At 70.8% G+C, this 26,804-nt stretch carries 27 protein-coding genes; 18 read left to right on the top strand and 9 right to left on the bottom strand.

What is annotated here, in order from left to right; translation table 11 throughout:
* Positions 1 to 125: 125 nt before the first annotated feature.
* The 8 genes from hemL to OHO83_RS21015 all read left to right on the top strand — a co-directional run bounded on the left by hemL (position 126) and on the right by OHO83_RS21015 (position 8,570).
* The gene (gene hemL / locus OHO83_RS21050; RefSeq protein ID WP_227296677.1) at positions 126 to 1,490 is read left to right on the top strand and encodes a glutamate-1-semialdehyde 2,1-aminomutase; all 1,365 of its coding nucleotides are present in this window, start codon (positions 126 to 128) and stop codon (positions 1,488 to 1,490) included.
* The gene (locus OHO83_RS21045) at positions 1,487 to 2,182 is read left to right on the top strand and encodes a histidine phosphatase family protein (RefSeq protein ID WP_266673114.1); all 696 of its coding nucleotides are present in this window, start codon (positions 1,487 to 1,489) and stop codon (positions 2,180 to 2,182) included. The genes hemL and OHO83_RS21045 overlap by 4 nt, the downstream gene beginning before the upstream one ends.
* 151 nt (positions 2,183 to 2,333) lie before the next feature.
* Entirely contained in the window at positions 2,334 to 3,578 is a 1,245-nt protein-coding gene (locus tag OHO83_RS21040) for a hypothetical protein (protein ID WP_329434301.1), read from the top strand.
* 99 nt (positions 3,579 to 3,677) lie between these two features.
* Positions 3,678 to 4,298, top strand: a complete 621-nt coding sequence (locus tag OHO83_RS21035; protein WP_266673118.1) for a TlpA family protein disulfide reductase — start codon at positions 3,678 to 3,680, stop codon at positions 4,296 to 4,298.
* Between the two features lie 6 nt (positions 4,299 to 4,304).
* A complete protein-coding gene (locus OHO83_RS21030) occupies positions 4,305 to 5,081 on the top strand; it encodes a cytochrome c biogenesis CcdA family protein (RefSeq protein WP_266673120.1) in 777 nt (258 codons plus the stop codon).
* 3 nt (positions 5,082 to 5,084) lie between these two features.
* Positions 5,085 to 6,785 carry a cytochrome c biogenesis protein ResB gene (resB, locus tag OHO83_RS21025; protein ID WP_329434300.1) on the top strand — a complete coding sequence of 567 codons (1,701 nt, stop codon included), beginning with the start codon at positions 5,085 to 5,087 and terminating at the stop codon, positions 6,783 to 6,785.
* Positions 6,782 to 7,873, top strand: a complete 1,092-nt coding sequence (gene ccsB, locus OHO83_RS21020) for a c-type cytochrome biogenesis protein CcsB (protein WP_266673124.1) — start codon at positions 6,782 to 6,784, stop codon at positions 7,871 to 7,873. The genes resB and ccsB overlap by 4 nt, the downstream gene beginning before the upstream one ends.
* Positions 7,874 to 8,030: 157 nt before the next feature.
* Complete coding sequence (locus OHO83_RS21015; RefSeq protein ID WP_266673126.1) at positions 8,031 to 8,570, top strand: SRPBCC domain-containing protein; 540 nt, start codon at positions 8,031 to 8,033, stop codon at positions 8,568 to 8,570.
* Between the two features lie 164 nt (positions 8,571 to 8,734).
* Here the strand turns inward: OHO83_RS21015 and OHO83_RS21010 are convergent, their stop codons facing one another.
* The 3 genes from OHO83_RS21010 to OHO83_RS21000 all read right to left on the bottom strand — a co-directional run bounded on the left by OHO83_RS21010 (position 8,735) and on the right by OHO83_RS21000 (position 10,632).
* Positions 8,735 to 9,718 carry an isopenicillin N synthase family dioxygenase gene (locus OHO83_RS21010; RefSeq protein WP_266673128.1) on the bottom strand — a complete coding sequence of 328 codons (984 nt, stop codon included), beginning with the start codon at positions 9,716 to 9,718 and terminating at the stop codon, positions 8,735 to 8,737.
* 63 nt (positions 9,719 to 9,781) lie between these two features.
* A complete protein-coding gene (locus OHO83_RS21005; RefSeq protein WP_266673130.1) occupies positions 9,782 to 10,240 on the bottom strand; it encodes a nucleoside deaminase in 459 nt (152 codons plus the stop codon).
* Complete coding sequence (locus OHO83_RS21000; protein ID WP_266673132.1) at positions 10,237 to 10,632, bottom strand: PLD nuclease N-terminal domain-containing protein; 396 nt, start codon at positions 10,630 to 10,632, stop codon at positions 10,237 to 10,239. Before OHO83_RS21000 ends, OHO83_RS21005 begins: the two co-directional genes overlap by 4 nt.
* A 167-nt stretch (positions 10,633 to 10,799) precedes the next feature.
* Here OHO83_RS21000 and OHO83_RS20995 point away from each other — a divergent pair, with 167 nt between their 5' ends.
* The 3 genes from OHO83_RS20995 to OHO83_RS20985 are packed head-to-tail and all read left to right on the top strand — an operon-like array spanning position 10,800 to position 13,862.
* Positions 10,800 to 12,251 carry a menaquinone biosynthesis decarboxylase gene (locus OHO83_RS20995; RefSeq protein WP_266673133.1) on the top strand — a complete coding sequence of 484 codons (1,452 nt, stop codon included), beginning with the start codon at positions 10,800 to 10,802 and terminating at the stop codon, positions 12,249 to 12,251.
* Entirely contained in the window at positions 12,248 to 13,150 is a 903-nt protein-coding gene (mqnP, locus tag OHO83_RS20990) for a menaquinone biosynthesis prenyltransferase MqnP (RefSeq protein WP_330279717.1), read from the top strand. Before OHO83_RS20995 ends, mqnP begins: the two co-directional genes overlap by 4 nt.
* A gap of 31 nt (positions 13,151 to 13,181) precedes the next feature.
* Positions 13,182 to 13,862: a UbiX family flavin prenyltransferase gene (locus OHO83_RS20985; RefSeq protein ID WP_266673137.1), complete on the top strand. Its 681-nt coding sequence runs from the start codon at positions 13,182 to 13,184 to the stop codon at positions 13,860 to 13,862.
* On the opposite strand, the gene OHO83_RS20980 is transcribed toward OHO83_RS20985, so the two are convergent.
* The gene (locus OHO83_RS20980) at positions 13,859 to 13,990 is read right to left on the bottom strand and encodes a hypothetical protein (RefSeq protein ID WP_264484737.1); all 132 of its coding nucleotides are present in this window, start codon (positions 13,988 to 13,990) and stop codon (positions 13,859 to 13,861) included. The two genes, OHO83_RS20985 and OHO83_RS20980, sit on opposite strands and share 4 nt — an antisense overlap.
* Positions 13,991 to 14,161: 171 nt before the next feature.
* Here OHO83_RS20980 and OHO83_RS20975 point away from each other — a divergent pair, with 171 nt between their 5' ends.
* Both OHO83_RS20975 and mqnE read left to right on the top strand, forming a co-directional pair.
* Complete coding sequence (locus OHO83_RS20975; protein ID WP_116511305.1) at positions 14,162 to 14,617, top strand: Lrp/AsnC family transcriptional regulator; 456 nt, start codon at positions 14,162 to 14,164, stop codon at positions 14,615 to 14,617.
* 88 nt (positions 14,618 to 14,705) lie between these two features.
* On the top strand, positions 14,706 to 15,869 hold the full coding sequence (gene mqnE, locus OHO83_RS20970) for an aminofutalosine synthase MqnE (protein WP_116511303.1): 1,164 nt from the start codon (positions 14,706 to 14,708) through the stop codon (positions 15,867 to 15,869).
* Between the two features lie 95 nt (positions 15,870 to 15,964).
* Here mqnE and OHO83_RS20965 read toward each other — a convergent pair whose 3' ends face one another.
* Positions 15,965 to 16,489: a GNAT family N-acetyltransferase gene (locus OHO83_RS20965; RefSeq protein WP_329434298.1), complete on the bottom strand. Its 525-nt coding sequence runs from the start codon at positions 16,487 to 16,489 to the stop codon at positions 15,965 to 15,967.
* A gap of 105 nt (positions 16,490 to 16,594) precedes the next feature.
* On the opposite strand from OHO83_RS20965, the gene OHO83_RS20960 reads away from it, so the two are divergent.
* The 3 genes from OHO83_RS20960 (at position 16,595) to OHO83_RS20950 (ending at position 19,391) form a co-directional block, all read left to right on the top strand.
* The gene (locus OHO83_RS20960; protein WP_266673143.1) at positions 16,595 to 16,891 is read left to right on the top strand and encodes a DUF4229 domain-containing protein; all 297 of its coding nucleotides are present in this window, start codon (positions 16,595 to 16,597) and stop codon (positions 16,889 to 16,891) included.
* Between the two features lie 379 nt (positions 16,892 to 17,270).
* Positions 17,271 to 18,617 carry a dicarboxylate/amino acid:cation symporter gene (locus tag OHO83_RS20955; RefSeq protein WP_266673145.1) on the top strand — a complete coding sequence of 449 codons (1,347 nt, stop codon included), beginning with the start codon at positions 17,271 to 17,273 and terminating at the stop codon, positions 18,615 to 18,617.
* A gap of 126 nt (positions 18,618 to 18,743) precedes the next feature.
* The gene (locus OHO83_RS20950) at positions 18,744 to 19,391 is read left to right on the top strand and encodes a TetR/AcrR family transcriptional regulator (protein WP_266673147.1); all 648 of its coding nucleotides are present in this window, start codon (positions 18,744 to 18,746) and stop codon (positions 19,389 to 19,391) included.
* Here the strand turns inward: OHO83_RS20950 and OHO83_RS20945 are convergent.
* Both OHO83_RS20945 and OHO83_RS20940 read right to left on the bottom strand, forming a co-directional pair.
* A complete protein-coding gene (locus OHO83_RS20945) occupies positions 19,371 to 20,216 on the bottom strand; it encodes a MaoC/PaaZ C-terminal domain-containing protein (RefSeq protein ID WP_330279716.1) in 846 nt (281 codons plus the stop codon). The two genes, OHO83_RS20950 and OHO83_RS20945, sit on opposite strands and share 21 nt — an antisense overlap.
* Positions 20,217 to 20,221: 5 nt before the next feature.
* Complete coding sequence (locus OHO83_RS20940) at positions 20,222 to 21,535, bottom strand: 3-oxoacyl-ACP reductase (protein WP_266673149.1); 1,314 nt, start codon at positions 21,533 to 21,535, stop codon at positions 20,222 to 20,224.
* A 70-nt stretch (positions 21,536 to 21,605) separates the two neighbouring features.
* On the opposite strand from OHO83_RS20940, the gene OHO83_RS20935 reads away from it, so the two are divergent.
* The gene (locus OHO83_RS20935; protein WP_266673150.1) at positions 21,606 to 22,907 is read left to right on the top strand and encodes an acetyl-CoA C-acetyltransferase; all 1,302 of its coding nucleotides are present in this window, start codon (positions 21,606 to 21,608) and stop codon (positions 22,905 to 22,907) included.
* A gap of 13 nt (positions 22,908 to 22,920) precedes the next feature.
* Here the strand turns inward: OHO83_RS20935 and OHO83_RS20930 are convergent, their stop codons facing one another.
* Positions 22,921 to 23,793: a helix-turn-helix domain-containing protein gene (locus OHO83_RS20930; RefSeq protein WP_266673151.1), complete on the bottom strand. Its 873-nt coding sequence runs from the start codon at positions 23,791 to 23,793 to the stop codon at positions 22,921 to 22,923.
* 264 nt (positions 23,794 to 24,057) lie between these two features.
* Between OHO83_RS20930 and OHO83_RS20925 the strand changes: the two genes are divergently transcribed.
* Positions 24,058 to 25,488, top strand: coding sequence for an MFS transporter (locus OHO83_RS20925; protein ID WP_266673152.1), 1,431 nt, complete (start codon positions 24,058 to 24,060; stop codon positions 25,486 to 25,488).
* Here OHO83_RS20925 and OHO83_RS20920 read toward each other — a convergent pair.
* Entirely contained in the window at positions 25,485 to 26,534 is a 1,050-nt protein-coding gene (locus OHO83_RS20920) for an ATP-binding protein (protein WP_266673153.1), read from the bottom strand. The two genes, OHO83_RS20925 and OHO83_RS20920, sit on opposite strands and share 4 nt — an antisense overlap.
* Positions 26,535 to 26,804 lie beyond the last annotated feature (270 nt).

The following is a 26,804-nucleotide window of genomic DNA, read 5'->3' as shown; positions in this document are numbered from 1 at the left end:
GGCGTGCAGCGTGAACTGTCCGCGAGCGGCCCATCCCCCGGGAGTCTAGGTAGTCGGTTCCCGCCGTGGCCAGAGAAGCAGGGGATGAGCAGGGCTCCGGGGAGCCTGCCCGTACGCTGAGAGGCATGGCAGAGGCGAACAACATCCCCGGGTCCGCGGCGCCGCCGTCGGGCGCGACCGCACCGTATCCCTATGAAGCACCGGTCTCGCAGGGTCTCTTCGACCGCGCGGCCCTCGTGACGCCGGGCGGCGTGAACTCGCCCGTACGCGCGTTCCGTGCCGTGGGCGGTACGCCCCGGTTCATGGTGTCCGGTACCGGTCCGTACCTCACGGATGCCGACGGTCGCGAGTATGTCGACCTCGTCTGCTCCTGGGGGCCGATGATCCTCGGCCATTCCCGTCCCGAGGTCATCGCGGCCGTCCAGGACGCCGTCGCGCGCGGCACGTCCTTCGGTACGCCGGGTGAGGGCGAGGTCGCCCTGGCCGAGGAGATCGTCGCGCGGATCGCGCCGGTCGAGCAGGTGCGGCTGGTGTCCAGCGGGACCGAGGCGACCATGTCCGCGATCCGGCTCGCCCGCGGGTTCACCGGGCGCGCCAAGGTGATCAAGTTCGCCGGCTGCTACCACGGACACGTGGACGCGCTGCTCGCCGCCGCGGGTTCGGGTGTGGCGACCTTCGGGCTGCCGGACACCCCGGGTGTGACCGGCGCCCAGGCGGGCGACACCATCGTCGTCCCGTACAACGACCTCGACGCCGTGCGGGCCGCGTTCGCCGCGAACGAGGGCCAGGTCGCCTGTGTCATCACCGAGGCGTCGCCGGGCAACATGGGCGTCGTGCCGCCGCTCGACGGCTTCAACCAGGGCCTCGCGGACCTGTGCCGCGCGAACGGCGCGCTGTACATCTCCGACGAGGTCATGACCGGCTTCCGCACGTCGAAGGCCGGCTGGTACGGCGTCGACGGGGTGGCGCCCGACCTGATGACGTTCGGCAAGGTCATGGGCGGTGGCTTCCCGGCCGCCGCGTTCGGTGGCCGCGCGGACGTCATGGGGCACCTCGCCCCGGCGGGACCCGTCTACCAGGCGGGCACGCTGTCCGGGAACCCGATCGCGACGGCGGCCGGGGTCGCGCAGCTGCGGCTGCTCGACGACGCCGCGTACGCGAAGATCGACGCGGTCTCCGAGGAGCTGCGCACCCTGGTGGGCGCCGCGCTCACCAAGGAGGGCGTCGCGCACCGCGTGCAGAGCGCCTCGAACATGTTCTCCGTGTTCTTCACGGAGAACGAGGTGCGCAACTACGAGGACGCGAAGGCGCAGGAGTCCTTCCGCTTCACCGCGTTCTTCCACTCGATGCTGGCGCAGGGCGTCTATCTGCCGCCGTCGGCCTTCGAGTCCTGGTTCGTCTCCACTGCCCATGACGAGCGGGCGGTCGAGCGCATCGCCGCCGCGCTCCCCGGTGCCGCGCGCGCGGCTGCGGAGGCCACGCAAGCATGACCACTGCCGGCAAGTCCGACCAGGACATCACCGTCGTCCACGTGATGCGGCACGGCGAGGTGCACAACCCGGAGGGGATCCTGTACGGGCGGCTGCCCGACTACCACCTCTCCGAGCTCGGCCGGCAGATGGCCGACCGGGTCGCCGAGGCCCTGTCCTCGCGTGACGTGACCCATGTCGTGGCCTCGCCGCTGGACCGGGCGCAGGAGACGGCGACGCCGATCGCGAAGGCGCACGGGCTCGACCTGGCGACCGACGACCGGCTCATCGAGGCGGGCAACGTCTTCCAGGGCAAGACGTTCGGTGTCGGCGACGGCGCGCTGCGCAAGCCGGAGAACTGGAAGCACCTCGTCAACCCGTTCAAGCCGTCGTGGGGCGAGCCGTACGTCGAGCAGGTCGTGCGGATGATGGGCGCCCTGGACGCGGCGAAGGACGCGGCGCGGGGTCACGAGGCGGTGTGCGTCAGCCATCAGCTGCCGATCTGGATCGTGCGCAGCTTCGTGGAGAAGCGCCGGCTGTGGCACGACCCGCGCAAGCGGCAGTGCACGCTCGCCTCGCTCACGACGTTCACCTACCGCGGCGACAAGATCGTGTCCGTCGGCTACACGGAGCCCGCGCGCGACCTCGTGCCCGCCCATCTCCTCGCGGGTGCCAAGCCCGTGAAGGGGAAGGACAAGGCGTTCGGCGCGTAGCGCCCTCGCACTCGGCACTCGGTGCATACGGCGCATGGCCGTCGGCATTGCCCAATTTTGTTCTCCCTGCCGGAACCGCAGTGTTCGTCGCGCCCTCTAACGGAGTGCCCGTCTCGTACGGGAACGGGGCGCGACGAATGGGGACCAGGCAATGCCGGACATCACACGAAGGGGACTGATCGGGCTCGGAGCGGGGGCGGCGGCGGCCGCCGCGCTCGCCGGGTGCGGTACCAGTGACGGGCAGGGTGGCACGACGTCCGTGCCGCCGGGCGACAGGCCCGGGGGCGGGGCCGGTAAGCCCGACAAGCCCGCGGTCCGGCCGATCGGCGACGGCTCGACGTCGTACACGGGCAAGCAGCCGAACCAGCCGGGCAGGCCCGTCCCCCTCGAACCCGGCCAGCAGCCGCCGCAGTTCGTGATCTTCTCCTGGGACGGCGCGGGCGAGGTCGGCAACGGCCTCTTCCCGCGCTTCCTCGAACTGGCCGAGAACCACGGCGCCCACATGACCTTCTTCCTCTCCGGCCTCTATCTGCTGCCGGAGTCGAAGAAGCGGCTGTACCGCCCGCCGAACAACGGGGTCGGCGCCTCGGACATCGGCTATCTCACCGACGCCCACATCAAGGAGACGCTGAAGTACGTGCGCCAGGCCTGGCTGGAAGGCCATGAGATAGGCACGCACTTCAACGGCCACTTCTGCGCGGGCACCGGCACCGTCGCCAACTGGACCCCGGCGCAGTGGCGCAGCGAGATCGACCAGGCCAAGTCGTTCGTCAAGGAGTGGCGCACGAATACGGGCTGGCACGACCTGCCCTCGCTCCCCTTCGACTACGAGAAGGAACTCGTCGGCGGCCGCACGCCCTGCCTGCTCGGCCAGGACAACCTGCTGCCAACGGCCCGCGAGCTCGGCTGGCGCTACGACGCCTCGTCGCCGGGCGGCCGGCAGCGCTGGCCCTCCAAGCGGGGCGGGGTGTGGGATCTGCCGCTCCAGGCCGTGCCGTTCCCCGGGCGCAGTTTCGAGGTCCTCTCGATGGACTACAACATGCTGGCCAACCAGTCGGTGAACACCACCAGGGCGCCCGCCTACAACTACCCGCGCTGGCGCAAGCAGTCGGCCGAGGCCTACATAGCCGGCTTCAACCGGGCATACGAGACGAACCGGGCGCCGTTCTTCATAGGCAACCACTTCGAGGAGTGGAACGGCGGGATCTATATGGACTCCGTCGAAGAGGCGCTCAAGCACATCGCCGGCAAGAAGGACGTACGCCTCGTCTCCTTCCGGCAGTTCGTCGACTGGCTGGACGTCCAGGACCCGAAGGTCCTTGACAAGCTGCGCTCGCTCGACGTCGGAGTGCGTCCCGACGGCGGCTGGAACAGCTATCTCAAAGCCGCTGCGTGAGCATCGCGCCGCACCCCGAATGACCCCTCCTGAAATGGGGTTTTCCGTACGCAAGGGGGGTGCGGAAGATCCCCTAAACAGACATGCGAAACTTTTCACATGAGTGCCGACTGCCGCGTTTCCCCCCTCGCTGCATCCAAGCGCCGTACCGCCCTCCTCACCGCAGGAGCCGCGGTCGCTGCGCTGACGCTCTCCGCATGCAGCTCCGGCGGAACGTCCGGTGGTGGCAACAACACCAACTTCGTGACGAACTCCGGCGGCATCTCCACCGTCGACAAGGGTGACCGGCACGACGCGCCGAAGCTGGACGGCAAGGATCTGGAGGGCAAGCCCCTCGACCTCGCCGACTACAAGGGCAAGGTCATCGTGCTGAACGTGTGGGGCTCCTGGTGCCCGCCGTGCCGCGCCGAGGCCAACTACTTCTCGAAGGTCGCGAACGAGACCAAGGGCAAGGATGTCCAGTTCATCGGCATCAACACCCGTGATCCGCAGACCGAACCGGCGCTCCAGTTCGAGAAGGACCACAACATCCCGTACCCGAGCTTCTACGACCCCTCGGGCAAGCTGATGCTGCGGTTCGAGAAGGGCACCCTCAACCCGCAGTCCATCCCGTCCACGCTCGTCATCGACCGCGACGGCAAGATCGCCGCCCGCTCCCTGCGCGCGCTCAGCGAGGACAAGCTGCGCAAGATGGTCGACCCCGTGATCGCGGAGAAGTGAGCGACGGTGCACGCCACGCTCACCGCTCTCGCCGCTGAAGGCGGAGCGAGCAGCACCGTCGAGAGCGGTGCGCTCCTGCTCGCCCTGCCGATCGCCGTGCTCGGCGGTCTCCTCTCGTTCTTCTCGCCCTGCGTCCTGCCTCTCGTGCCCGGCTATCTGTCGTACGTGACGGGAGTCAGCGGCACCGACCTGGCCGACGCGCGGCGGGGCCGGATGGCCCTGGGCTCCGGACTCTTCGTCCTCGGCTTCACCGCCGTTTTCGTCTCCGGCGGGGCCCTCTTCGGCTACTTCGGCGAGACGCTCCAGGAGTACCAGGACACCCTCACCAAGATCCTCGGTGTCCTGATGGTCCTCATGGGGATCTTCTTCATGGGCATGATGCCCTGGCTCACCCAGCGCGAATTCCGCTTCCACAAGCGGCCGGTGACCGGGCTGATCGGCGCTCCGGTGCTCGGTGCCCTGTTCGGTATCGGCTGGACCCCCTGCATCGGGCCGACGCTCGCCTCCGTGACCGCCCTGTCGTTCAACGAGGCGAGCGCGGGGCGCGGGGCCATACTGACCGTTGCGTACTGCGCCGGGCTCGGTGTCCCCTTCGTGCTCGCCGCGGTCGCCTTCCGCAAGGCGCTCGGCGCCTTCGGCTGGGTCAAGAAGCACTACGCCTGGGTGATGCGGATCGGCGGCATCATGATGATCTTTACCGGAGTGCTGCTGCTCACAGGAGCCTGGGACACCCTCGTCCAGCAGATGCAGACCTGGTCCAACGGCTTCACGGTGGGAATCTGATCCATGAGCACGACTGAATCCGGCAAGACCGGCGAGGTGAGCGGCGACGAGCTCGGCGCGGCCGGCTCGCACCTGTCCACCGCTCCGCAGGAGGACCGCGACCCGACCCTGCCCCGGCTGGGCGTCATCGGCTGGGTCCGCTGGTTCTGGCGGCAGCTCACCTCGATGCGCGTCGCGCTGATCCTGCTCTTCCTGCTCTCGCTCGGGGCGATCCCCGGCTCGCTGATCCCGCAGTCCGGGGTCGACGAGATGAAGGTGCAGACGTTCAAGGACGCGCACACGACGGTCGCGCCGGTCTACGACAAGCTGGGCCTGTTCCACGTCTACAGCTCGGTGTGGTTCTCCGCGATCTACATCCTGCTGTTCATCTCCCTCATCGGCTGCATCGTCCCGCGCACCTGGCAGTTCGTCGGGCAGCTGCGCGGCCGCGCCCCGGGCGCCCCCAAGCGCTTCACGCACCTGCCCGCGTCCGCGACCTGGCGCACCGACGCCGAGCCGGAGCAGGTCCGCGCGGCGGCCCTCGAGATCCTCCGCAAGCGCCGCTTCCGCGCCCACATCGCCGGTGACGCCGTCGCCTCCGAGAAGGGTTATCTGCGCGAGGCCGGCAACCTGATCTTCCACATCGCGCTGATCGTGATGCTGATCGCCTTCGCCTGGGGCCAGCTCTTCAAGTCCGAGGGCGGCAAGCTGATGGTCGAGGGCGACGGAGGCTTCTCCAACGCCCTGCCGATGTACGACGACTTCAAGTCGGGCAACCTCTTCAACTCCGACACCGACCTGACGCCGTTCAGCTTCCAGCTCGACAAGTTCGACGGGACGTACGAGCGCAACGGGCCGAACAAGGGGAGCCCGCGCGTCTACCGCGCCAACGTGACCTACAGCGTCGGCGCGACCGGCAAGGAGCAGAAGACCGCGATCCAGGTCAACGACCCCCTCGAGATCGACGGCACCAAGGTCTACCTCAACGGTCACGGCTACGCGCCCACCGTCACCGTCCGGGACGGCCGCGGCAAGATCGTCTCCCGCCAGGCCGTGCCGCTGCTGCCCATCGACTCGAACGTCACGTCCACCGGTGCCATCAAGATCATGGACGGCTACCGCGACAAGAACGGCAAGCGGGAACAGCTCGGCTTCAACGCCTTCTTCGTGCCGACCTTCGCGGGGTCCGGGAAGGGCAACATGTTCTCCCAGTTCCCCGCGCTCGACTATCCCGTCCTCGCGCTGTCCGCGTACCACGGAAGCCTGGGTGTCGACTCCGGTATCCCGCAGAACGTGTACCAACTGGACACCTCCAAGATGAAGAAGTTCACGGACTCGAAGGGGGAGCTGCTCAAGACGCGGCTGCGGCCCGGCGAGACCATGAAGCTTCCGAACGGTGCCGGGTCGATCACGTTCGACAAGGACATCAAGCAGTGGGCGAGCTTCCAGATCACCCATCAGCCCGGCGACGGCTGGGCCCTCGCCGGAGCGCTCGCCGCCATCGCGGGCCTCGCCGGTTCCCTGTTCATCCAGCGCCGCCGCGTCTGGGTCCGGGCGACCCCCGGAGCCGACGGAGTCACCGTCGTCGAGATGGGCGGTCTCGGCCGCAGTGAGTCCTCGAAGGTGGCCGAAGAACTCGGCGACCTGGCCGCACACCTCCACGAACAGGCGCCCAGCGCCGCCGATCCCCGACCTGCTGTTCCTGCCGAAGGGGCTGAGAAGTGAATCTCGCCGCCGCAACCAACGAGAATCTCGCGCACATCAGCAATGTGCTGATCTACTCGTCGATGGCCGTGTACCTCCTGGCCTTCTTCGCGCACATGGCCGAGTGGCTCTTCGGCAGCCGCAGCAAGGTCGGCCGCACGGCCGCCGCGCTGACGCAGCAGGCCGCCGCGCAGGCCACGGCCGGCTCCGTGAAGGTGCAGGTCAAGGAGAAGAACGGCGGCACCGCCGTCCTGGAGCGGCCCAGCGTCGTGACCCGCGCCGTCTCCGGCACGCGTGACGTACCGGACGGTCCCGGCGCCTCCGGCGGCGACGAGCAGGGCGACCTCTACGGCCGTATCGCGGTGTCCCTCACCGTGCTCGCGTTCCTCGTCGAGGCGAGCGGTGTTCTCACCCGCGCGCTCTCCGTGCAGCGCGCGCCGTGGGGCAACATGTACGAGTTCAACATCACCTTCTCCACCGTCGCCGTCGCTGTGTACCTCGGCCTCATGCTGGCGAAGAAGAACATCGGCTGGCTCGGCCTCCCGCTGGTCACCACGGTCCTCCTCGATCTCGGCCTCGCTGTCACTGTCTTGTACACCGCCAGCGACCAGTTGGTTCCCGCCCTTCACTCGTACTGGCTGTACATCCACGTCTCCACCGCGATCTTCTGCGGCGCGGTGTTCTACGTCGGCGCGGTCAGCACGCTGCTCTACCTCTTCCGCGACGCGTACGAGAGCAAGCTGGCGAACGGCGGCAAGCCCGGGAAGTTCGCGACCTCCGTCATGGAGCGCCTGCCCGCCGCGGCCTCGCTCGACAAGTTCTCCTACCGCGTGAACGCGGCCGTCTTCCCACTGTGGACGTTCACGATCATCGCGGGCGCGATCTGGGCCGGCGACGCCTGGGGCCGCTACTGGGGCTGGGACCCCAAGGAGACCTGGTCGTTCATCACCTGGGTCGCCTACGCCTGCTACCTGCACGCCCGCGCGACCGCCGGATGGAAGGGCCGCAAGGCCGCCTACCTGGCCCTGATCGCGTTCGCCTGCTGGCTGTTCAACTACTACGGCGTGAACATCTTCGTCACCGGCAAGCACTCCTACGCCGGCGTCTGACACCGGGACACCCACCGACGGCCGACCCTTTGTGACGCGAGTCACAAGCGGTCGGCCGTCGGCGTACGGGCGGCCGGACAGAGTGGATGGGCGGGGCGGGGCATGGATCCCGGCGTCCAAGGGTGCGCGAAGCGCGCGGGCGCGCCAGCCTGGAGGTATGACCGAATCCAGCCACCCCACCGAGCCCGCGGCATCCGCCACACCCGTCGCGCCCGGTACGAGCCGGACCGAGGGTCACACCCACACCCTGCACTTCACGATCGCGCTTCCCCACCCCGTGGAGCAGGTCTGGGAGGCGGTGGCCACCCCTGCGGGACTGCCGGGGTGGCTGGCCGCCGCCGATGTGCTCGAACCACGGCTCGGCGGGGCGGTCACGCTGCGGTGGCTCAGCACCGGGCGGGCCCACGCGGGCCGCGTCACCGCGTGGGACGGCGAACGCGTCGCCGAGTACACACTCGAAGGCCCGCACGGCCGCATGCGCTTCCACCTGGAGCCGACGGCCCCCGACGCGACGACCCTGCGGTTCACCGGCGAGATCGACGGCGACGACGCGGCGCGTCTGGACCACCTTGCCGCCTGGCACGACCACTTCGAGCACCTGACCGCCGCGCTCGACGGGCGCGAGCGGGCCTGGACGGCCTGGACCCCGGACCGCCGGCAGCAGCTCCGGGACAGCTACCGCAAGACCCCACAGTGACCAGGCCCCACAACGATCAAGCACCACGGCGAGGCCCCACCGCGATCAAGGCCCCACCGCGATCAAGGCTCCGCCGCAGTCAAGGTCCCACCGCGATCAAGGCACCACGGCGATCAAGGTCCCACCGCGGTCAAGGCACCACGGCGATCAAGGCGCCACAGCGGTCAAGGCTCGACCGTGATGGCGTCCAGTTTCGCCCGCAGGTACGTGTGCGAGTCGACGGGCTCGTACGCGACCCGGCCCTTCGGCGCGGGGACGGACTCGACGCTCGTGCGCGGGTCGCACTCGTAGAAGTAGACGAGCGACATCAGCTCCTCGGCGGGCAGGTCCGCCGGGGGCGGCAGGACGCGGTGCCGGCCGGAGCGCCAGCGGTCGCCGGTCCAACGCGCCATCAGGTCGCCGATGTTGATGGTGAACGCGTCCGGGTCGAACGGCGCGTCCTCCCAGCCGCCCTCGTCGGTGTGGACCTGGAGCCCGCCCCTGCCCGCCTGCCGGTCCAGGACGGTGACCGTCCCGAAGTCGGTGTGCGGGCCGATGCGGAACTGGCCCTCCTCGGGTTCGCCGACGACGTCCGTGCCCGGGTACCAGTTGATGTTGAAGCCCCAAGTGGGGTGCGTGGTGTGCCGGGTGAAGAAGTCCGGCTCCTCGCCGAGCGCGACCGCGAGGAGTTCGAGCAGCAGGTCGGACAGCTCCCGCATCCGCCCCAGATACGTCTCGACGAGCACGCGCAGCCCAGGCGTCTCGGCGGGCCAGGTGTTGGGCAGGAACCACTCCGCGTCGATCTCCGCGTCTCCGGTGGGCAGTTCGGAGGCGTACGACAGGGACTCCTTCAGGTCGGGCGGTGTCTCGGTGCCCTCCGCGTAGCCGTTCGCCTCGGCGCCGGGGCCCAGCCAGCCCCGCCCGCCCACCTTCACGGCGTACGGCTCCTTCACCGCGGGCGGGAGCCGGAAGAAGCCGCGCGCCGTCTCCCGGATCCGGGCGCGCAGGCCCGGGTCCACGCCGTGCCCGGTGACCAGCAGGAATCCGGCGGTCCGCAGTGCCTCGTCGACGGTTCGGGCGATCTCGGCGCGCGCGTCCGGGCCGCCGCGGAGCCAGGGCCGCAGATCGATCGTGGGGATGCGGGGCGGCGGCGCGGAGGGTTCGGTCATGCCTCCACTGTGGACGCGGCCCGGCACCCGGGCAACGGTGCCAGGCCCGGCCGGACGCGAGCGCTACGCGCCGATGTCCTCGCTCCACAGCTCGGGCCGGGCCGCGATGAACTCCTCCATCATGGCGACGCACCCGGGGTCGTCGAGCACCACGATCTCCACGCCGTGCTCGGCCAGCCAGTCGTGCCCGCCGTGGAACGTCCGCGCCTCACCGACGACGACCCGCGAGATCCCGAACTGCCGCACCAGACCGGAGCAGTACCAGCACGGCGAGAGCGTCGTCACCATCGTCGTGCCCTTGTACGAGCGTTGCCGGCCCGCGTTGCGGAAGGCGTCCGTCTCGCCGTGCACGGACGGATCCCCGTCCTGCACCCGGCGGTTGTGCCCGCGCCCGAGGACCTTCCCGTCCGCCGAGTAGAGGGCCGCGCCGATCGGGATGCCGCCCTCGGCGAGCCCCGCCCGCGCCTCCTCGACGGCCGTGGCCAGCCAGGTCCGCGCCAGTTCGGCGTCGAAGGCGTTCACGCCTGCTCGCCGCCCTGCTCGCGCTCGCGCTTCTTGAGCTCCTCCTCGCGGCGGCGCAGATCGGCCTCCCAGTCCTTGAGGAGCGACTCGTCCTTCTTGTTCTCCTCGCGCAGGGAGTGCAGGAACTCGGGGTTGTCGTCGGGCGCGACCCACTGTGTGCGGTGGTTGCGGTGCCACTGGGACGGTGTCGAGCCACCCGCGGGCGCGTGCCGGCGCCTGCCCGCGACGAGCCAGGCGATCGGGCCGACGAGCACCTCGCCGAAGAGCAGGATGATGATGACCCACACGACCTTCGGCAGGCCCCTGACCTCCTCCTCCGGAGTGTTCAGGCAGTCGATGAAGGCGTAGATCCACAACGCCAGTACCAGCAGGAACGGCAAGTAGCGGAGCATGGTGTCGCGATCCCCCAAGGAGCGGCATGGGGACGACGCGGGCCCCCTGTGACCGGGTCAGGGTAGCCGGTGCGCGCTGCGCCATCCCGAGGGACGACCCCCGGGCCCCGGCCGAAGGGCAGGGGCGGGCGCAGGAAGAGCGTGGCCCCTCAGCGATACTGGGACGCATGGCTTACGACGATCTTCGCTCCCTCCTGCGGGCGCTGGAGCGCGAGGGCGACCTCAAGCGCATCAAGGCCGAGGTCGACCCCTATCTCGAGGTCGGTGAGATCGTCGACCGGGTGCAGAAGTCCGGCGGCCCCGCTCTCCTCTTCGAGAACGTGCGCGGCTCCTCGATGCCCCTCGCGATGAATGTGTACGGGACCGACCGGCGCCTGCTGAAGGCGCTCGGCCTGAAGTCCTACGAGGAGATCAGCGACAAGATCGGCGGCCTGCTGCGCCCCGAGCTGCCGCACGGCTTCGTGGGCGTGCGCGAGGCGTTCGGCAAGCTCGGCTCGATGGTCCACGTGCCGCCGAAGAAGGTGAAGGACGCGCCGGTGCAGGAGGTCGTCCTGCGCGGCGACGACGTGGACCTTGACCAGCTCCCGGCCCTGTTCACCTGGCCCGAGGACGGCGGCTCCTTCTTCAATCTCGGCCTGACGCACACCAAGGACCCCGAGAGCGGCATCCGCAACCTGGGGCTCTACCGGCTCCAGCGCCACGACCGGCGCACCATCGGCATGCACTGGCAGATCCACAAGGACAGCCGCAACCACTACCAGGTGGCCGCCAGGAAGGGCGAGAGGCTGCCGGTCGCGATCGCCTTCGGCTGCCCGCCCGCCGTGACGTACGCGTCGACGGCGCCGCTGCCCGGGGACATCGACGAGTACCTCTTCGCCGGGTTCATCCAGGGCAAGCGGATCGAGATGGTCGACTGCAAGACGGTGCCGCTCCAGGTGCCGGCGAACGCCGAGGTCGTCCTCGAGGGGTGGCTGGAGCCCGGGGAGATGCTCCCCGAGGGCCCGTTCGGCGACCACACCGGCTTCTACACGCCGCAGGAACCCTTCCCCGCGCTGACGATCGACTGCGTGACGATGCGCAAGCGCCCGCTGCTGCAGTCGATCGTGGTGGGGCGCCCGCCGACGGAGGACGGCCCTCTCGGCCGGGCCACGGAGCGCTTCTTCCTGCCGCTGCTCAAGATCATCGTGCCGGACATCGTGGACTACCACCTGCCCGAGTCGGGCGGATTCCACAACTGCGCGATCGTCTCGATCGACAAGAAGTACCCGAAACACGCGCAGAAGGTGATGCACGCCGTGTGGGGCGCGCACATGATGTCGCTGACCAAGCTGATCGTGGTCGTCGACTCGGACTGCGACGTGCACGACCTGCACGAGGTCGCGTGGCGGGCGCTCGGCAACACGGACTACGCCCGTGACCTGACCGTCGCCGAGGGCCCGGTCGACCACCTCGACCACGCCTCGTACCAGCAGTTCTGGGGCGGCAAGGCGGGCATCGACGCGACGAAGAAGTGGCCCGAGGAGGGCTACACGCGGGACGGAGGCTGGCCCGAGATGGTGCTGTCCGACCCGCAGACGGCGGCGACGGTCGACCGCCGTTGGAAGGAGTACGGCCTGTGACCAGCGCTTCCGCCGCGATCCCGCAGCCGGGCCGGACCAAGGCGTTCCTGCGCCTCGTCATGATCGAGCACTCGGTGTTCGCGCTGCCCTTCGCGTACATCGCCGCGCTCACCGCGATGTTCCGGATGGACAGGAACATCCATTGGTGGCGGCTGCTGCTCGTGACGATCGCGATGGTCGGCCTGCGCACGTTCGCGATGGCCGTGAACCGGATCATCGACCGCGAGATCGACGCCCGTAACCCGAGGACCGCCCACCGCGAACTCGTCACGGGCGCGATGTCCGTGAAGTCCGCCTGGACCGGCGCGCTCATCGCGCTCGTCGTCTTCCTCGGCGCGGCCGCCCTGCTCAACCCGCTGTGTCTGGCGCTCGCGCCCATCGCGGTGATCCCGATGGTCGTCTATCCGTACGGCAAGCGGTTCACGAACTTCCCGCAGGCCATCCTGGGTCTCGCCCAGGCGATGGGCCCGGTCGGCGCCTGGCTCGCGATCACCGGCGAGTGGTCGTGGGACGCGGTGATCCTCGGGCTCGCGGTCGGCATCTGGATCGGCGGCTTCGACCTCATCTACGCCTGCCAGGACGTGGAGACCGACCGCGAGGTCGGCGTGATGTCGGTACCGGCCCGCTTCGGAGCCCCGGCGGCGATCTGGGGAGCGCGCGGCTGCCACACGCTCACCACGACCCTGTTCGTCTGGTACGCCCTCGCCACGGACGCGAGCGCCTTCTTCTGGCTCGGCCTCGTCGTCGTCGCGGGCGCCTTCCTCTACGAGCACACGATCGTGCGCCCGCGCGACCTGTCCCGGCTCAACCGGGCCTTCTTCCAGGTCAACGGCTTCATCGGGATCGCCCTGTTCGCGTGTGCGCTGCTCGATCTCCTCGTGCGCGGCCTGACTGTCTGACCGCGGCCGGGTGCCGGATAGGCTCGATGGCATGACCGCAGGAGAAATTGGGCGCCGGCCTTGGATCGTGGGGGTGTCCGGCGCGTCGGGGACCCCGTATGCCGCCGCGGTTCTGCGCGCGCTGCTCGACGCGGGGGAGAGTGTGGACCTCGTCGTCTCGCGCGCCTCGCGGCTGACGCTGCTCGACGAGACGGGGATCGCCTTCCGGGACGCGCACTGGCGTCAGGACCTGGGGGAGTGGCTGGCGCGCGGGGCGGACGGGAAGCCGGACACGTTCGCGGTGGGCGCCGCTCCCGACCAGGTCAGGTACTGGTCCGCGGGGGACCTGGCGGCGGGACCGTCGTCCGGGTCGTATCCGGCGAAGGGCATGATCATCGTGCCCGCGTCGACGGCGTGCGTGGCGGGCGTGGCGCTCGGCCTGTCGAAGGATCTGCTCCAGCGCGCGGCGAGCGTGACGCTCAAGGAAGGGCGCAGGCTGGTCGTCGCGGTGCGCGAGACGCCGCTGAACGGACAGACGCTGAAGCATCTGGTGGCGCTGGACGAGGCGGGCGCGGTGGTGCTGCCCGCCTCTCCGGCGTTCTACGCGGGGGCGACGCACATCCAGGATCTGGTGGACTTCGTCGCCGGGCGGGCGCTCGACGCGGCAGGGGTGCCGCATCGGCTCTACCGCCGGTGGGAGGGAGAGCTCGGGGGCGGCTCTCCGGACCGTTAGCGCTTCTTGGCGCGCGCGGCCCGCTTCTCAGCGGTACGCGCCTCGACGGCGGACTGGTGGGCACGCGAGCGGTTGGCCTGGTCCTGCAGCTCGCGCATACGGGCGTAGGCCATCTCGATCGTGTACACGGTGACAACACTCCTGAATGATCGTCTTTGATCGGTAGTCGAAGATCGCTTGGTGGGAAGCCGAAGGTGAAACCGAGTTTCGGCTAAAAGATTCGCAGGGGCAACGCCCTGCATGCCTTAGATTCTACACGTAAACTCGTGCTAACTCAGAATAATGAAAGGCATGGACCTATGGACGCCGTGGACAGGCAGCTCATTCAGGCCCTGCGTGAGAACGGCCGCGCCTCGTATGCCGAGCTGGGACGCCTCGTAGGCCTGTCCGGGCCCAGCGTCACCGACCGCATCAACCGCCTGGAGGCGGCCGGTGTCATCACCGGCTACCGCGCGACGGTCGACTCGCCCTCGCTCGGTCTCGGGGTCACCGCCCTGATCGGCATCTCGCTCTCCGACGCCGCCGACCACGAGGACGTGGCGCGCCGGCTCAAGGACCTGTACGAGATCGAGGACTGCTGGTTCATCGCGGGCGACGACTCGTACATGCTCAAGGTGCGCGTCGGCGACGTGGACGGCTTGGAGCGCACCATCCGCCGGCTCAGCGGCACGAAGGGTGTCTCGCGTACGCGCACCACGATCGTGCTGTCCACCAAGTGGGAGAACCGGGTGGGGGAGCTGCCTGAGGAGGAGTGAGGGCGGGCACGAAGTGCCAGATGGGGGCCCTGCGCCCGAACGGTGGGGGAGTACGGTTGGCCGCAGTCTTTGGTGAGGAGCAATGGCAATGGACGTAGGGCTCAAGCGCGAGTTGGAGCAGAAGGTGCGGGACGGCGAGCGGCTGTCCCGTGAGGACGGCATCGCGCTGTACGAGTCGGACGACCTGGCCTGGCTGGGCGGGCTCGCCCACGAGGTGCGCACGCGCAAGAACGGCGACGTCGTCCACTTCAACGTCAACCGCCACCTCAACATGACGAACGTGTGCACCGCCTCGTGCGCGTACTGCTCGTTCCAGCGCAAGCCGGGCGAGAAGGACGCGTACACGATGCGCATCGAGGAGGCCGTCCGCCTCGCCAAGGCGATGGAGAACGAGAACCTCACCGAGCTGCACATCGTCAACGGCCTGCACCCGACGCTGCCCTGGCGCTACTACCCGCGCTCCCTGAAGGCCCTCAAGGAGGCGCTGCCGAACGTCGCGCTGAAGGCGTTCACGGCGACGGAGATCCACCACTTCGAGACGATCTCCGGGCTCTCCGCCTCCGAGATCCTCGACGAGCTGATCGACGCCGGTCTGGAGTCGCTGACCGGCGGCGGCGCCGAGATCTTCGACTGGGAGGTCCGGCAGCACATCGTCGACCACGCCACCCACTGGGAGGACTGGTCGCGGATCCACCGCCTCGCGCACGAGAAGGGTCTCAAGACCCCGTCGACGATGCTGTACGGGCACATCGAGGAGCCCCGTCACCGCGTCGACCACGTGCTGCGCCTGCGTGAACTCCAGGACGAGACCGGCGGTTTCCAGGTCTTCATCCCGCTGCGCTACCAGCACGACTTCGTCGACATGAAGGACGGCAAGGTCCGCAACCGCCTCCAGGCGCGTACGACCATGGCGACCGGCGCCGAGGCGCTCAAGACCTTCGCGGTCTCCCGGCTCCTGTTCGACAACGTGCCGCACGTGAAGTGCTTCTGGGTCATGCACGGCGTGCAGACCACCCAGCTCGCGCTCCAGCACGGCGCCGACGACATGGACGGCTCGGTCGTCGAGTACAAGATCACGCACGACGCGGACAACTACGGGACGCCGAACAAGCTGACCCGCGAGGACCTGCTCGACCTGATCCGCGACGCCGGCTTCCGGCCCGTCGAGCGGAACACCCGGTACGAGATCATCCGCGAGTACGACGGTCCGGACCCGGCGCGCCGTGAGACGCCGCAGGCGATGCGCGTCTGACGACGCCGCTGACGCCGTCCGCGACGACAGGCGCAACGACGAAGAGGGGTTCCGGCCGGTGGCCGGGCCCCTCTTCCCGTATCGCCGTACGCGGGTCAGGCCACCGGCAGCAGCATCGTGATGTCGTCGCGGTCGTCGCCGGGGGCCACCCGGATCGCGCCCGGGACGCGGCCGACCTCCTTGTAGCCGCACGCCGCGTAGAAGCGGTCGGCGCCGGTGCCGCCGCGGCAGGTGAGGCGGATCGCCTCGATGCCGTCGAAGGCGCGGGCGGCGTCGGCCGCGGCGGCCATCAGCTCCCGCCCGTACCCCTTGCCCTGGTGCCGCGGGTGGACCATCACCGTGTACAGCCAGATGTAGTGCTTCTGCAGGCGGTGCTGGTTGTACGTGAAGAAGGCCGTCGCCGCGACGGTGCCCTCCTCGTCGCGTCCGACCAGGAGCCGGGTGCGGCCCTCGGTCATCGCGGCGAGGTGCCTGACCAGCTCGGGGCGGATGTCCTCGGTGGTGACGGGCGGGACGAAGCCGACCGCTCCGCCCGCGTTGGACACGTCGGCCCAGAGCGCGAGGACATCGTCCCGCAGCGCCGGTCCGATCTGCGGGTCCAACTGAAACGTAAGGGTCATAGGGCCACTCTAGCCATTACTCGCGGTACCGCTCAATGCCCTTCGGGGGGCGCATGCTTCACTGGTGGTGCGTAGGACCGATTCGGAACGGAAGAGTGGATTGACATGCTCCGCTACACGCTGATGCGCTTCGGGATCTTCGCGGGCTGCTTCCTTGTCGTCTGGGGCCTCGCCTCGACGGGCATCGTGCCCCGCGGTGCCGGAAGCTCGTACTTCCTGTGGATCGCCCTGCTCGGTCTCGTCATCTCCGCGCCCATCAGCTACGTCGTGCTGCGCAAGGAGCGTGACCGCGCCTCGGTCAAGATCGTCGAGCGCGTCGACCGCACGAAGGCCAACTACGAGCGCAATCGCACGCAGGAGGACCTTGCGGACGACGCGGCCCGCGCGCAGAGCGCCTCGTAACGCGACTCGTCCCCGAAGTCCCGTGTAGGGGACTCGTAAGCTTCGTCACAGCACAGGTGGCCCCGGCATCGCTCGATGCCGGGGCCACCTGCGTTTTCCAGGCCCAAGGGTCATGGATGAGGTCATTTCTGTCCCAAAGAACCCCTTTGATGTTCTCAAAGCATGAGTGTTAACGTGATTGTCATGAAGACATCCGCAGCCCGCATGCCCATGAGCGTTCCGCTCGTGGCGCGCCTGCATGTCGATCTCTGCCGTTGCATGTCCGCGGCCTGTCGCCTCTGAAGCGACCCCCGATGCAGCGGCGCCCCTGGTTCTTCCTCCCGCGGTGGCCGCTTCCTTACGTCCGACCCCACCCGCGCGTCATCACTGGAGTGTGTCCGTGTCCGCGAACACCGCGTCCGCGTCCGAGAAGCAGAAGCCCCGCTTCCGGATACCCATCCCCTTCTGGGCCCAGGTCCTGCTCGGCCTCGTCGTCGGCCTCGTGCTCGGCTACGTCGCCCGCACCTACGACGTGTCCTGGCTCGCCACGACCCTCGACAAGGTCGGCGGCATCTTCATCCAGCTCCTGAAGCTGGCCGTGGCCCCGCTGGTCTTCTTCGCGATCCTGGTGTCCATCACCAACCTGCGGAAGGTCAACAACGCCGCGCGGCTCGCCAGCCGAACCCTCCTCTGGTTCATGATCACCTCGCTGATCGCGGTCGTCATCGGCCTCGCGATCGGCCTGATCACCAACCCGGGCAACGGCTCGAACCTCACCCCGGCCGACGGCTCCAAGCCCGACCACGCCGGCTCCTGGCTGGACTTCCTGACCGGCATCGTCCCGACCGATGTCGTCACGCCGTTCACCGAGCTCAACGTCCTGCAGATCGTCTTCATGGCGGTCGTCGCCGGTGTCGCCATCCTGAAGATCGGCCCGAAGGCCCAGCCGATCCTCTCCCTGTCCGAGTCGGTGCTCGAACTGCTGCAGAAGGCCCTGTGGTGGGTCATCCTGCTCGCCCCGATCGGCTCCGCCGGCCTCATCGGCCGCGCCATCGTCCAGTACGGCTGGGACCTTCTCGGCAACTACGCGACGTTCACGATCGACATCTACGTCGGCTGCGCCCTGGTCCTCTTCGGCGTCTACCCGCTGCTCCTCGCGACCGTCGCCAAGCTGAACCCGCTCCAGTTCTTCAAGGGCGCCTGGCCCGCGATCCAGCTGGCCTTCGTGTCCCGCTCCTCCGTCGGCACGATGCCCGTCACTCAGCAGTCCGCCGAGCGCCTCGGCGTCCCGCGCAACTACGCCTCCTTCGCCGTGCCGTTCGGCGCGACGACCAAGATGGACGGCTGCGCCGCGATCTACCCGGCGATCTCCGCGATCTTCGTCGCGCAGATCTTCGACGTGCAGCTCGGCATCAAGGAGTACCTGCTCATCGCGTTCGTCTCGGTGATCGGCTCCGCCGCGACCGCCGGACTGACCGGTGCCACGGTCATGCTGACGCTGACCCTGTCGACGCTCGGCCTCCCGATGGAGGGCGTGGGCCTGCTCCTCGCCATCGACCCGATCCTGGACATGATGCGCACCGCCACGAACGTGGCCGGACAGGCGCTCGTGCCGGTCATCGTGGCCGCCCGCGAGAACATCCTGGACCGCGTGAAGTACGACAGCGCCACCGCGTCTCCCGTCGAGGAGCTCGTGGCAGAGAGCCAGCACGAGGACGAGCCTCAGGCGGTGGGTGCCGCCGCCTGAGTCCCCAGGCTCGTACCCGTCCGCACCCCGCACCCGCCGGTTCCCTCCGGTCGTGGTGCGGGGTGCGTGCGTTGTGGTGGCTACGCTTGCGGGCGGACGCGGTGTGGAGAGAGGCGGGCGGCCGGGGTGGGCGAAGTGAGGGCCAAGCGGATGCCGCGGGCCGTGCGGGAGCGTCAGATGCTCGACGCGGCGGTGCGGGTGTTCGGGGAGCGTGGGTACCGGGCCGCGTCGATGGATGACATCGCGGAGCTCGCCGGGGTGTCGAAACCGCTGGTGTACCTCTATCTGAACTCCAAGGAAGAGCTCTTCTCGGCGTGCATCCAGCGTGAGTCGGCGGCCCTGGTCGCCGCCGTACGCGCGGGTGTCTCCGACGGAGGGGGAGCCGACCGGCAGCTGTGGGACGGGCTCCGGGCGTTCTTCACGCACACGGCGCACCACCCCGACGGCTGGGCCGTCCTGCACAGCCACGCGCGGACGGGCGGTGAGCCGTTCGTCGTCGAGGTCACAGCCATGCGGGAGGAGATCGTCGCGTTCGTGACGGGCCTGATCGCCGCGGCGGCCAGGGAGGCGCACGGCGATCCCGCGCTGCCCGACCGTGAGGTCGCCGGGCTCGCGCAGGCGCTGGTCGGGGCCGCGGAGTCGCTGGCCGGCTGGGCCAACACGGACCCGTCGGTCACGGCCAAGGAGGCCGCGGCCACGCTGATGAACTTCGCCTGGTCGGGCCTCGGGAACCTGATGGAGGGCCGGCGCTGGTCACCCGCCCCCGGCGCGTAGCACCTCGCCGATGACATGGGTACGCCGCGCCGAGCGGAGCTCGAAGGCGGGCCCCCGGGACGCGTACGTCACGGTCGCCGGCAGGAGCACGGGCGCCTTGAACGCGGCGCTCACCTGCACCTCGCCCTCCGCGCCGTGTTCGGCGAGGCAACGGGCGACCGTCCACATGCCGTGCGCGATGGCGCGCGGGAAGCCGAAGAGGCGCGCCGTGAGCGGGTGCAGGTGGATGGGGTTGCGGTCGCCGGACGCGGCGCCGTAGCGGCGGCCCAGGTCTCCGGGCAGCTTCCACTCGGCCACGGCGGGCAGCGGCTCGGGACGCTCCTCGGTGGCCGCCCCGGCGGGTGTGCCGGTGCGGTGGCGCGCCAGGTAGGTGCTGGTCGAGGTCCACGCGCGGGTGTCGCCCGCCCGCAGCTCGGTGACGACCGTGGCCTGCGTACCGCGTCGGTGGGGCGTCAACTCCTTCACGTACACGGAGAGTTCGTACGCCTCGTCGACCGGCAGGTCGTGCGCCTGGGTGACGGTGATGGAGGTGTGGACGAGGCCGAGCAGGGGGAGCGGGAAGCGCCGCTCGGCCATGATCCGCATCGCCAGGGGGAAGCCGAGGACGTGCGGATACGTGACCGGGAGCGCGGCCCGGTCCGGGGCGAAGCCGCACACCTCGCGGTACGCGGCCAGGCGGGTGCGGTCGGCGCGTGCGGCCGGCAGGACCAGGCGGGTCGCGGGGGCCTCGGCGCCGGGGCCCGGGCGCTTGAGGGGTGAGAGCAGGGCGCCGCGGGCCAGGAGGGGCGGCAGGGACGGGGGCGCGGTGAGCGTGACGGTCGTCATGGTCGTCAGGCCCCCAACAGGCTCTGGCCGCAGACGCGCACGACCTGGCCGTTGACGGCGCCGGAGGCGGGGTGGGCGAGCCAGGCCGTCGTCTCCGCCACGTCCACCGGGAGCCCGCCCTGTCCGAGGGAGTTCATGCGGCGGCCCGCCTCGCGGATGAACATCGGCACCGCGGCCGTCATCTTCGTCTCGATGAAGCCGGGCGCCACCGCGTTGACCGTGACGCCGTGTTCGGCGAGCGCCTTGGGGGCGAGGGAGCGGGTCAGTCCGGCGATGCCCGCCTTGCTTGCCGCGTAGTTCGTCTGGCCCGCGTTCCCCGCGAGGCCGGCGATGGACGCGGTGGCGACGATGCGGCCGCCGCGGCTGAGCGTGCCGGATTGGAGCAGGGCGTCCGTGGTGGTCAGGACGCTCGCGAGGTTCACGTCGAGGACCGTGGCCCAGCGGTCGGCGGGCATCTTGGCGAGGGTGCGGTCCCGGGTGATGCCCGCGTTGTGGACGAGGGCGTCCAGGGCGGGGACGGCGTCCGTGATCCGCTCGGCCGCGTCGGGGGACGTGATGTCGACAGGCAGCGCGGTCGCGTCGAGGCGAGCCGCGAGGTCCTCGAGATCGGCCTGCGCGGACGGCACGTCCAGGAGGATCAGGCGGGCCCCGTCCCGTGCGAGGACCTCCGCCACCGCCTCGCCGATCCCGCGGGCCGCGCCCGTGACCAGGGCCGTGCGGCCGGCCAGGGGGCGCGCCCAGTCGGCGGGCGCCGTGGTGTCACCGGACGCGACCTCGATCACCTGGCCGCTGACGTACGCGGACTTGGGCGACAGGAGGAAGCGGAGGGTCGACTCGGCTGCTGCCACGGGCCCTTCGACGCGTACGAGGGTGACGGTGCGGCCGCGGCCGATCTCCTTGCCGAGGGAGCGCACGAACCCTTCGAGCGCCTGCTGGGAGGCGGCCTGGTGGTGGTCGTCGCGGGAGAGCGGGGCGCCGAGCACCACGATGCGGCCACTGGGCGCGACCGAGCGCGCGACCGGGTGCAGGGCCGCGTGCACCTCGGCGAGCGCGGCAATGCCCGTGACCGCGGTGGCGTCGAGGACGATCGCGGCGGGGCGCTCGGCCGCCGCGACCACGTCGGGGCCGGTGTGCGCCAGCAGCTCCGCGAGCTCTGCCGTGTGCCCGGACTCGCCCGCCGTGAGATGGAGCAACGGGCCGTCCAGCGCCGGTCGTTCGGGTGTCCAGCGGTGCAGTGGTGCGGGCTGGGGGAGGCCCAGGCGGCGGGTCAGGAAGCGGCCCGGGGCCGTGCCGGTGAAGTTCAGATAGCGGTCGGCCATTGTCCGACTCCCTGCTCGGTCGGTAATTTACTTTCGAGTAAGGTTACTCAACAGTCAGGAGTTGGTCGAGATGGAACGCCCAGCACGCCCGGTGCGCGCAGATCTGCCGCGCCGCGTCGCGGTCGTCGGCGGCAGCCGCATCCCCTTCGCCCGCTCCGACGGCCCCTACGCGACCGCCTCCAACCAGGACATGCTGACCGCGGCCCTCGACGGTCTCGCCGCGCGCTACGACCTCCAAGGTCCGGGCGTCGTCGGCGAGTTCGTCGCCGGAGCCGTCCTCAAGCACAGCCGCGACTTCAACCTCGCGCGCGAGACGCTCCTCGGCTCCGCGCTCGACCCGCGCACCCCGGCGTACGACATCCAGCAGGCCTGCGGCACCGGGCTTCAGGCCGTGATCTCCGCCGCCAACAAGATCGCGCTCGGGCAGCTCGACAGCGCGGTCGCCGGCGGCGCCGACACCGCGAGCGACGCGCCGCTCGGCGTCAACGACTCCCTGCGCCGCATCCTCCTCGACGCGCGGCGCGCCCGTTCCCTGCCCGCGCGCCTCAAGGCCCTGAGCCGGGTGCGCCCCCAGCACCTCGTACCGGACATCCCGCGCAACGCCGAGCCGCGCACCGGGCTGTCCATGGGTGAGCACGCCGCCGTCACCGCGCGCGCCTGGGACATCGCCCGCGAGGCGCAGGACGAGCTGGCCGCCGCCAGCCACCAGCGGCTCGCGGCCGCCTACGAGCGGGGCTTCCTGGACGACCTCGTCGTCCCGTACCGAGGGCTCGACCGGGACCAGAACCTGCGCCCCGGGTCGACCGTGGGGAAACTCGCCACGCTCGAGCCGGTGTTCGGCACCGGCGGCCCGAACCCGACGATGACAGCCGGGAATTCGACCCCGCTGACCGACGGCGCGGCCGTGGTCCTGCTCGCGAGCGAGGAGTGGGCCACCGGGCGGGGCCTGGAACCGCTGGCCCACCTCACGGCGTACGAGACCGGGGCGGTGGACTTCGTCGGCGGGGACGTGACCGGGGGTGAGGGCGACGGGCTGCTCATGGCGCCCGCCCACGCCGTGCCCCGGATGCTGGAGCGGGCCGGGCTCGGCATCGAGGACTTCGACCTCTTCGAGGTGCACGAGGCGTTCGCCTCGCAGGTCCTCGCGACGCTGGCCGCCTGGGAGAAGCAGGGGCTCGCGCCCGTCGACCGGGCCCGCCTCAACGTCGCGGGGTCCTCCCTCGCGACCGGTCACCCCTTCGCCGCGACCGGCGCCCGCATCGTGGCCACCCTGGCGAAACTCCTGAGCGAACGCGACGCCCCCTCCCGCGGACTGATCTCGATCTGCGCCGCCGGCGGGCAGGGCGTCACCGCGATACTCGAACGGGCTTGAGGAACAAGCGAGTTCAGGGCTCCTGGCGGTCCGGGCGGGCCGCCGGGTCCAGGCGGAGCATCGCCGCCTCGTCCGGGCTTCCGGGTTCGGCCTGATACGTGACGAGGCGCTGGCCGCCCGTGCGGGCCAGCTGCATGACCTCGAAGGTGAGGGTCATCGCGCCGACCTTCGGGTGCGCGAACGTCTTGGTGCCGCCGCCGCGCTCGAGCACCTCGTACCGGTCCCAGAGCGTCGCGAACTCCGGTGACTTCAGGACGAGTTCGCCGACGAGGGCGGCCAGCTCCGGCGAGTTCGGGTCCTTGCCGCCCACCGCGCGCAGGTGCGCCACCGACTGGGCGACCGTCTCCTCCCAGGGGACGTAGAGCTTGCGGCCCACGGGGTGCAGGAACAAGTACCGGGTGATGTTGCGCTCCTCGTCCGGCCAGTCCCACAGGCCGGGCAGGAGGCGGCGGCCCGCCGGGTTCGCCGCCAGCACGTAGTTGTGCGGGCTCACCACGTACGCCGGCAGCGGACTGAGCGCTTCCAGGACCCGCCGGACCGAGTCGCGCACGGTGCGGTCGGTCGTGGGGTGCGGCTCGGTGAGGCGGCCCGAGGCCAGCTCGGCCAGGTCGTGCAGCCGCTCGTGCGCGTCGCCGCACAGCCGCAGGGCCCGGCTGATCGCGTCGATCACGGCCGTGGAGGGATTCGTCTCGCGGCCCCGCTCCAGCCGCGTGTAGTAGTCGACGCTGACGCCGGCGAGCGTCGCCAGCTCCTCACGGCGCAGGCCCGGCGTCCGCCGGATCCCCGCGCCCGCGGGCAGCCCCGCGTCCGCCGGGCTCACGAGCGCGCGCCGCGCCTTGAGATACCTGCCCAGTTCCGTGCCGTCGTGCGTCGCTCCACCAGCCATAACTCCATTGTCCCCGCTCGGCGAGTTCTGTGGGGGGCCGTGTCAGGACCAGGAACGCCGCGCCCCGGTGAACGGCGCCCTGCCACCTGGCGCCAACACCCCGCAGAGTTGATCCCGTTGCGGGCGGCCCGGCCGCCGCGGACCCAGGGGGTGCACGACACCGGACCGCGGCCGCGGTCGCCGGAGCCGCCCGCACGAAGCCGTACCGGGGAGGAACCGACGGACCACGTCGCCCACCCGTTTCTCCACCCGAGGAGCCCGAAGATGCCGTCCGTCGCCACTCGCTCCGCCCGGCGGAACCCGATCCGCGTCCATGACTCGGAGGCCGGTTCGCCCCCACCTGTGCAGGCGTCCGGCTTCGCCCTCGGCGCCGCGCTCCTCGGGTTCACCGTCATCTCCATCGACGTCTCCGCCGTGAACATCGCCCTGCCCGCCATCCGCGCGTCCCTGCACGGCGGCATCACCGGGCTCCAGTGGATCGTCGACGCGTACACCCTGATGTTCGCCGCGCTCATGCTCTCCGCCGGGGCACTCGCCGACCGGGCCGGTGCGCGGCGCGCCTACGTCTGGGGCGTCGCACTGTTCACCCTCGCCTCGCTCGCCTGCGCCCTCGCGCCCGGCATCGGCACGCTCGTCGCGGCCCGTGTCGTCCAGGGCGGCGCCGCGGCCATCGTGATGCCGGCCTCGCTCGCGCTGATCCGCCAGGCCTACGACGACGCGCGCCACCGCGCACGGGCCATCGCCCTGTGGACGGTGGGCGGTTCGGTCGCCATGGCCGTCGGTCCCGTCCTCGGCGGCATACTCACCGAGGCCGCCGGCTGGCGCGCCGTCTTCTTCCTGAACCTGCCGGTGGGCGCGCTGATCCTGGCCCTCCTCACCCGCGTCCCGCGCTCCCCGCGCCGTCCCGCCCCGCTCGACCTGGCCGGCCAGGTCACCGCGGTCCTCGCGCTCGCCGGGCTCGCCTTCGCGGTCATCGAGGGCGGCCACGCGGGCTGGACCGCCCCGTCCGTCCTCACGGCACTCGCCGTGGCCGTCGCCGGGGCACTCGCCTTCCTCGCCGCCGAGAAGCGCCACCGCGCGCCCATGGTCCCGCTGCCCCTGCTGCGGCGGCGCGACGTGAGCGTGTCCCTCGCCATCGGCTTCGCCGTCAACGTCGCCTTCTACGGCGCGATCTTCCTGCTCGGCCTCTACTACCAGCAGCTGCGCGGCATGTCCGGCACCGAGGCGGGCCTCATGTTCGTACCGCTGGCCGCGATCATCACGTCGACCAACCTCGTCTCCCCGCCGATGGCCGAGCGCTTCGGCCGCCGTCCCGTCATCGTGACCGGGCAGGCCGTCCTCGCTCTCGGCATGTTCTGCCTGCTGCCGCTGGCCGCGCACACCCCCGTCTGGCTGATCCTGCTCCTGCTGGTCCCGACGGGCATGGGCGGCGCGTTCGCGGTCCCCGCGCTCACCGCCCTGCTCGTGGACAGCGTCCCGGCGGCCCGCGCGGGCACGGCCTCCGGCCTCCTGAACGCATTCCGCCAGACCGGCGGCGCTCTCGCCGTCGCCCTCTTCGGCTCCCTGATCGCGGGCGGCGCCGGTGACGGCTTCTCGCTCGGGGGCATGCGGACGAGCCTGATCGTCGCGGGCGGCCTCCTGTGCGTGACGGCGGCGCTCGCGGCCTGGGCCCTGCCCAGGAAGATGAAGGGCTAGGACGGCGCGGAGGCCGCGTTCCGCAGGCAGTGCGCCAGGCACCGCCGCCGGAACTCGGCGTCCTCGCCCAGCTGTTCCAGCAGATGCTTGCCGTACGCGCGCGTGGCCGCCGTCATGCGGAAGGCGCCCGGACCCGACGGCTCGGGCGTGAACAGGAAGTGGGCCGTGAGCCCCTCGAAGGCGCGGGCGAGCTCGTCGGCCGGCAGCCGGTCGTCCGCGCAGACCGTCACCGTGTCGGACAGGGTGAAAGGCCCCGTGAAGACGGAGGCCCGCGCCCACAGCAGCCGTTCGCCGGGCGGGCAGAGCCGCTGGCTCCAGCGCAGCGAGGCGCGCAGCGTGCGCAGCCGGTGCGGCAGTCCGGGCATCGGGGCGGGCAGGTCGAGCAGGTCCTCGGGGCGGCCGATGAGCGACAGCAGGTCGTCGGCGTCGTGGCGTTTCAGCTGGCCCGCCGCGATGCGCAGGGCGAGCGGCAGACCGCCGAGTGCCGCGCAGACGCGGCGGGCGGGCTCGGGGTCCGGGTCCCGCGGTGCGCCGAGTGCGCGCGCGGCCGTCCTGAGCAGGCGGGCCGCGCCGTCGGGGGTGAGCGGGGCCAGCGGGAACGTGACCGGGGTGTCCAGCGGGACCCTGCTGGTGGCGAGGACGCGCAGCTCCGGGCACGTCTGTACGAGGTGCAGCAGCGTGGCGGCGCTCTCCGCGGCCTGCCGCTCGCAGGTGTCGACGACGAGGAGCACCGGGCGCCGCCCGATCGCGGCGGCCAGCGCGGGGAGCTGCGGCACCGCGGGATCGCCGTCGATGCGCAGGGCGCGGGCGAGCGCGTGCGGCACGAGGCCGGGGATGTCGAGCGTGGCCAGGTCGGCGGTGCCCTTCGCGGACCAGGGTTCGCGGCGCATGCGCCGTACGACTTCGGCGGCGAGCACGCTCTTGCCGACGCCGCCCGGCCCGGCGACCGTCACCAGGCGCTCCGTGCGCAGCAGCCCTTCGAGCGCGGCCGCGGCGCCGCCCCGGCCGACGAGTCCCACGGCCCGGGTGTGCAGGAGCTCCGGCATGTTCTGGTGCCTCCGTCGTGCTGCCTCTTGCTGCGTTCCGGTCGGATGCGGTCAGCATGTGCCGGGCCGGCGGTCCCCGGCATCGGTGCGTGCGCAGAAATCGGTGGATCTGTCCTCTGCGCGGGGTCCGGTCGGTGACGCGGGCCGATCACAGTAGCGGCGGTTCCCCCGACTCCGGTCCGCGCGACCGGTTGGAGCCGCTATCCGTTCGCAGATTGCCGAATGGGCCCGGTCGGGAGCGAGTTGGAGGCGTTACCCGATCGATCCGGA

The sequence above is a fragment of the Streptomyces sp. NBC_00569 genome (genome assembly GCF_036345255.1).
Taxonomy (GTDB): domain Bacteria; phylum Actinomycetota; class Actinomycetes; order Streptomycetales; family Streptomycetaceae; genus Streptomyces.
The sequence above is the reverse complement of the archived record's forward strand: the minus strand, read 5'-3'. Positions and strand labels throughout refer to the sequence as shown.

Excerpts from the sequence above, each read along its gene's own strand:
- OHO83_RS20935 (WP_266673150.1), top strand. The coding sequence starts at position 21,606 with ATGGAACGCCCAGCACGCCCGGTGCGCGCAGATCTGCCGCGCCGCGTC.
- OHO83_RS20925 (WP_266673152.1), top strand. The coding sequence starts at position 24,058 with ATGCCGTCCGTCGCCACTCGCTCCGCCCGGCGGAACCCGATCCGCGTC.
- mqnE (WP_116511303.1), top strand. The coding sequence starts at position 14,706 with ATGGACGTAGGGCTCAAGCGCGAGTTGGAGCAGAAGGTGCGGGACGGC.
- OHO83_RS21000 (WP_266673132.1), bottom strand. The coding sequence starts at position 10,632 with ATGCTCCGCTACTTGCCGTTCCTGCTGGTACTGGCGTTGTGGATCTAC.
- OHO83_RS20995 (WP_266673133.1), top strand. The coding sequence starts at position 10,800 with ATGGCTTACGACGATCTTCGCTCCCTCCTGCGGGCGCTGGAGCGCGAG.
- OHO83_RS21040 (WP_329434301.1), top strand. The coding sequence starts at position 2,334 with ATGCCGGACATCACACGAAGGGGACTGATCGGGCTCGGAGCGGGGGCG.
- hemL (WP_227296677.1), top strand. The coding sequence starts at position 126 with ATGGCAGAGGCGAACAACATCCCCGGGTCCGCGGCGCCGCCGTCGGGC.
- resB (WP_329434300.1), top strand. The coding sequence starts at position 5,085 with ATGAGCACGACTGAATCCGGCAAGACCGGCGAGGTGAGCGGCGACGAG.
- OHO83_RS20945 (WP_330279716.1), bottom strand. The coding sequence starts at position 20,216 with ATGACGACCGTCACGCTCACCGCGCCCCCGTCCCTGCCGCCCCTCCTG.
- OHO83_RS20920 (WP_266673153.1), bottom strand. The coding sequence starts at position 26,534 with ATGCCGGAGCTCCTGCACACCCGGGCCGTGGGACTCGTCGGCCGGGGC.
- OHO83_RS20930 (WP_266673151.1), bottom strand. The coding sequence starts at position 23,793 with ATGGCTGGTGGAGCGACGCACGACGGCACGGAACTGGGCAGGTATCTC.
- OHO83_RS20940 (WP_266673149.1), bottom strand. The coding sequence starts at position 21,535 with ATGGCCGACCGCTATCTGAACTTCACCGGCACGGCCCCGGGCCGCTTC.
- OHO83_RS20985 (WP_266673137.1), top strand. The coding sequence starts at position 13,182 with ATGACCGCAGGAGAAATTGGGCGCCGGCCTTGGATCGTGGGGGTGTCC.
- OHO83_RS20960 (WP_266673143.1), top strand. The coding sequence starts at position 16,595 with ATGCTCCGCTACACGCTGATGCGCTTCGGGATCTTCGCGGGCTGCTTC.
- OHO83_RS21010 (WP_266673128.1), bottom strand. The coding sequence starts at position 9,718 with ATGACCGAACCCTCCGCGCCGCCGCCCCGCATCCCCACGATCGATCTG.
- OHO83_RS21045 (WP_266673114.1), top strand. The coding sequence starts at position 1,487 with ATGACCACTGCCGGCAAGTCCGACCAGGACATCACCGTCGTCCACGTG.
- OHO83_RS20975 (WP_116511305.1), top strand. The coding sequence starts at position 14,162 with ATGGACGCCGTGGACAGGCAGCTCATTCAGGCCCTGCGTGAGAACGGC.
- OHO83_RS21035 (WP_266673118.1), top strand. The coding sequence starts at position 3,678 with ATGAGTGCCGACTGCCGCGTTTCCCCCCTCGCTGCATCCAAGCGCCGT.
- OHO83_RS21015 (WP_266673126.1), top strand. The coding sequence starts at position 8,031 with ATGACCGAATCCAGCCACCCCACCGAGCCCGCGGCATCCGCCACACCC.
- OHO83_RS20965 (WP_329434298.1), bottom strand. The coding sequence starts at position 16,489 with ATGACCCTTACGTTTCAGTTGGACCCGCAGATCGGACCGGCGCTGCGG.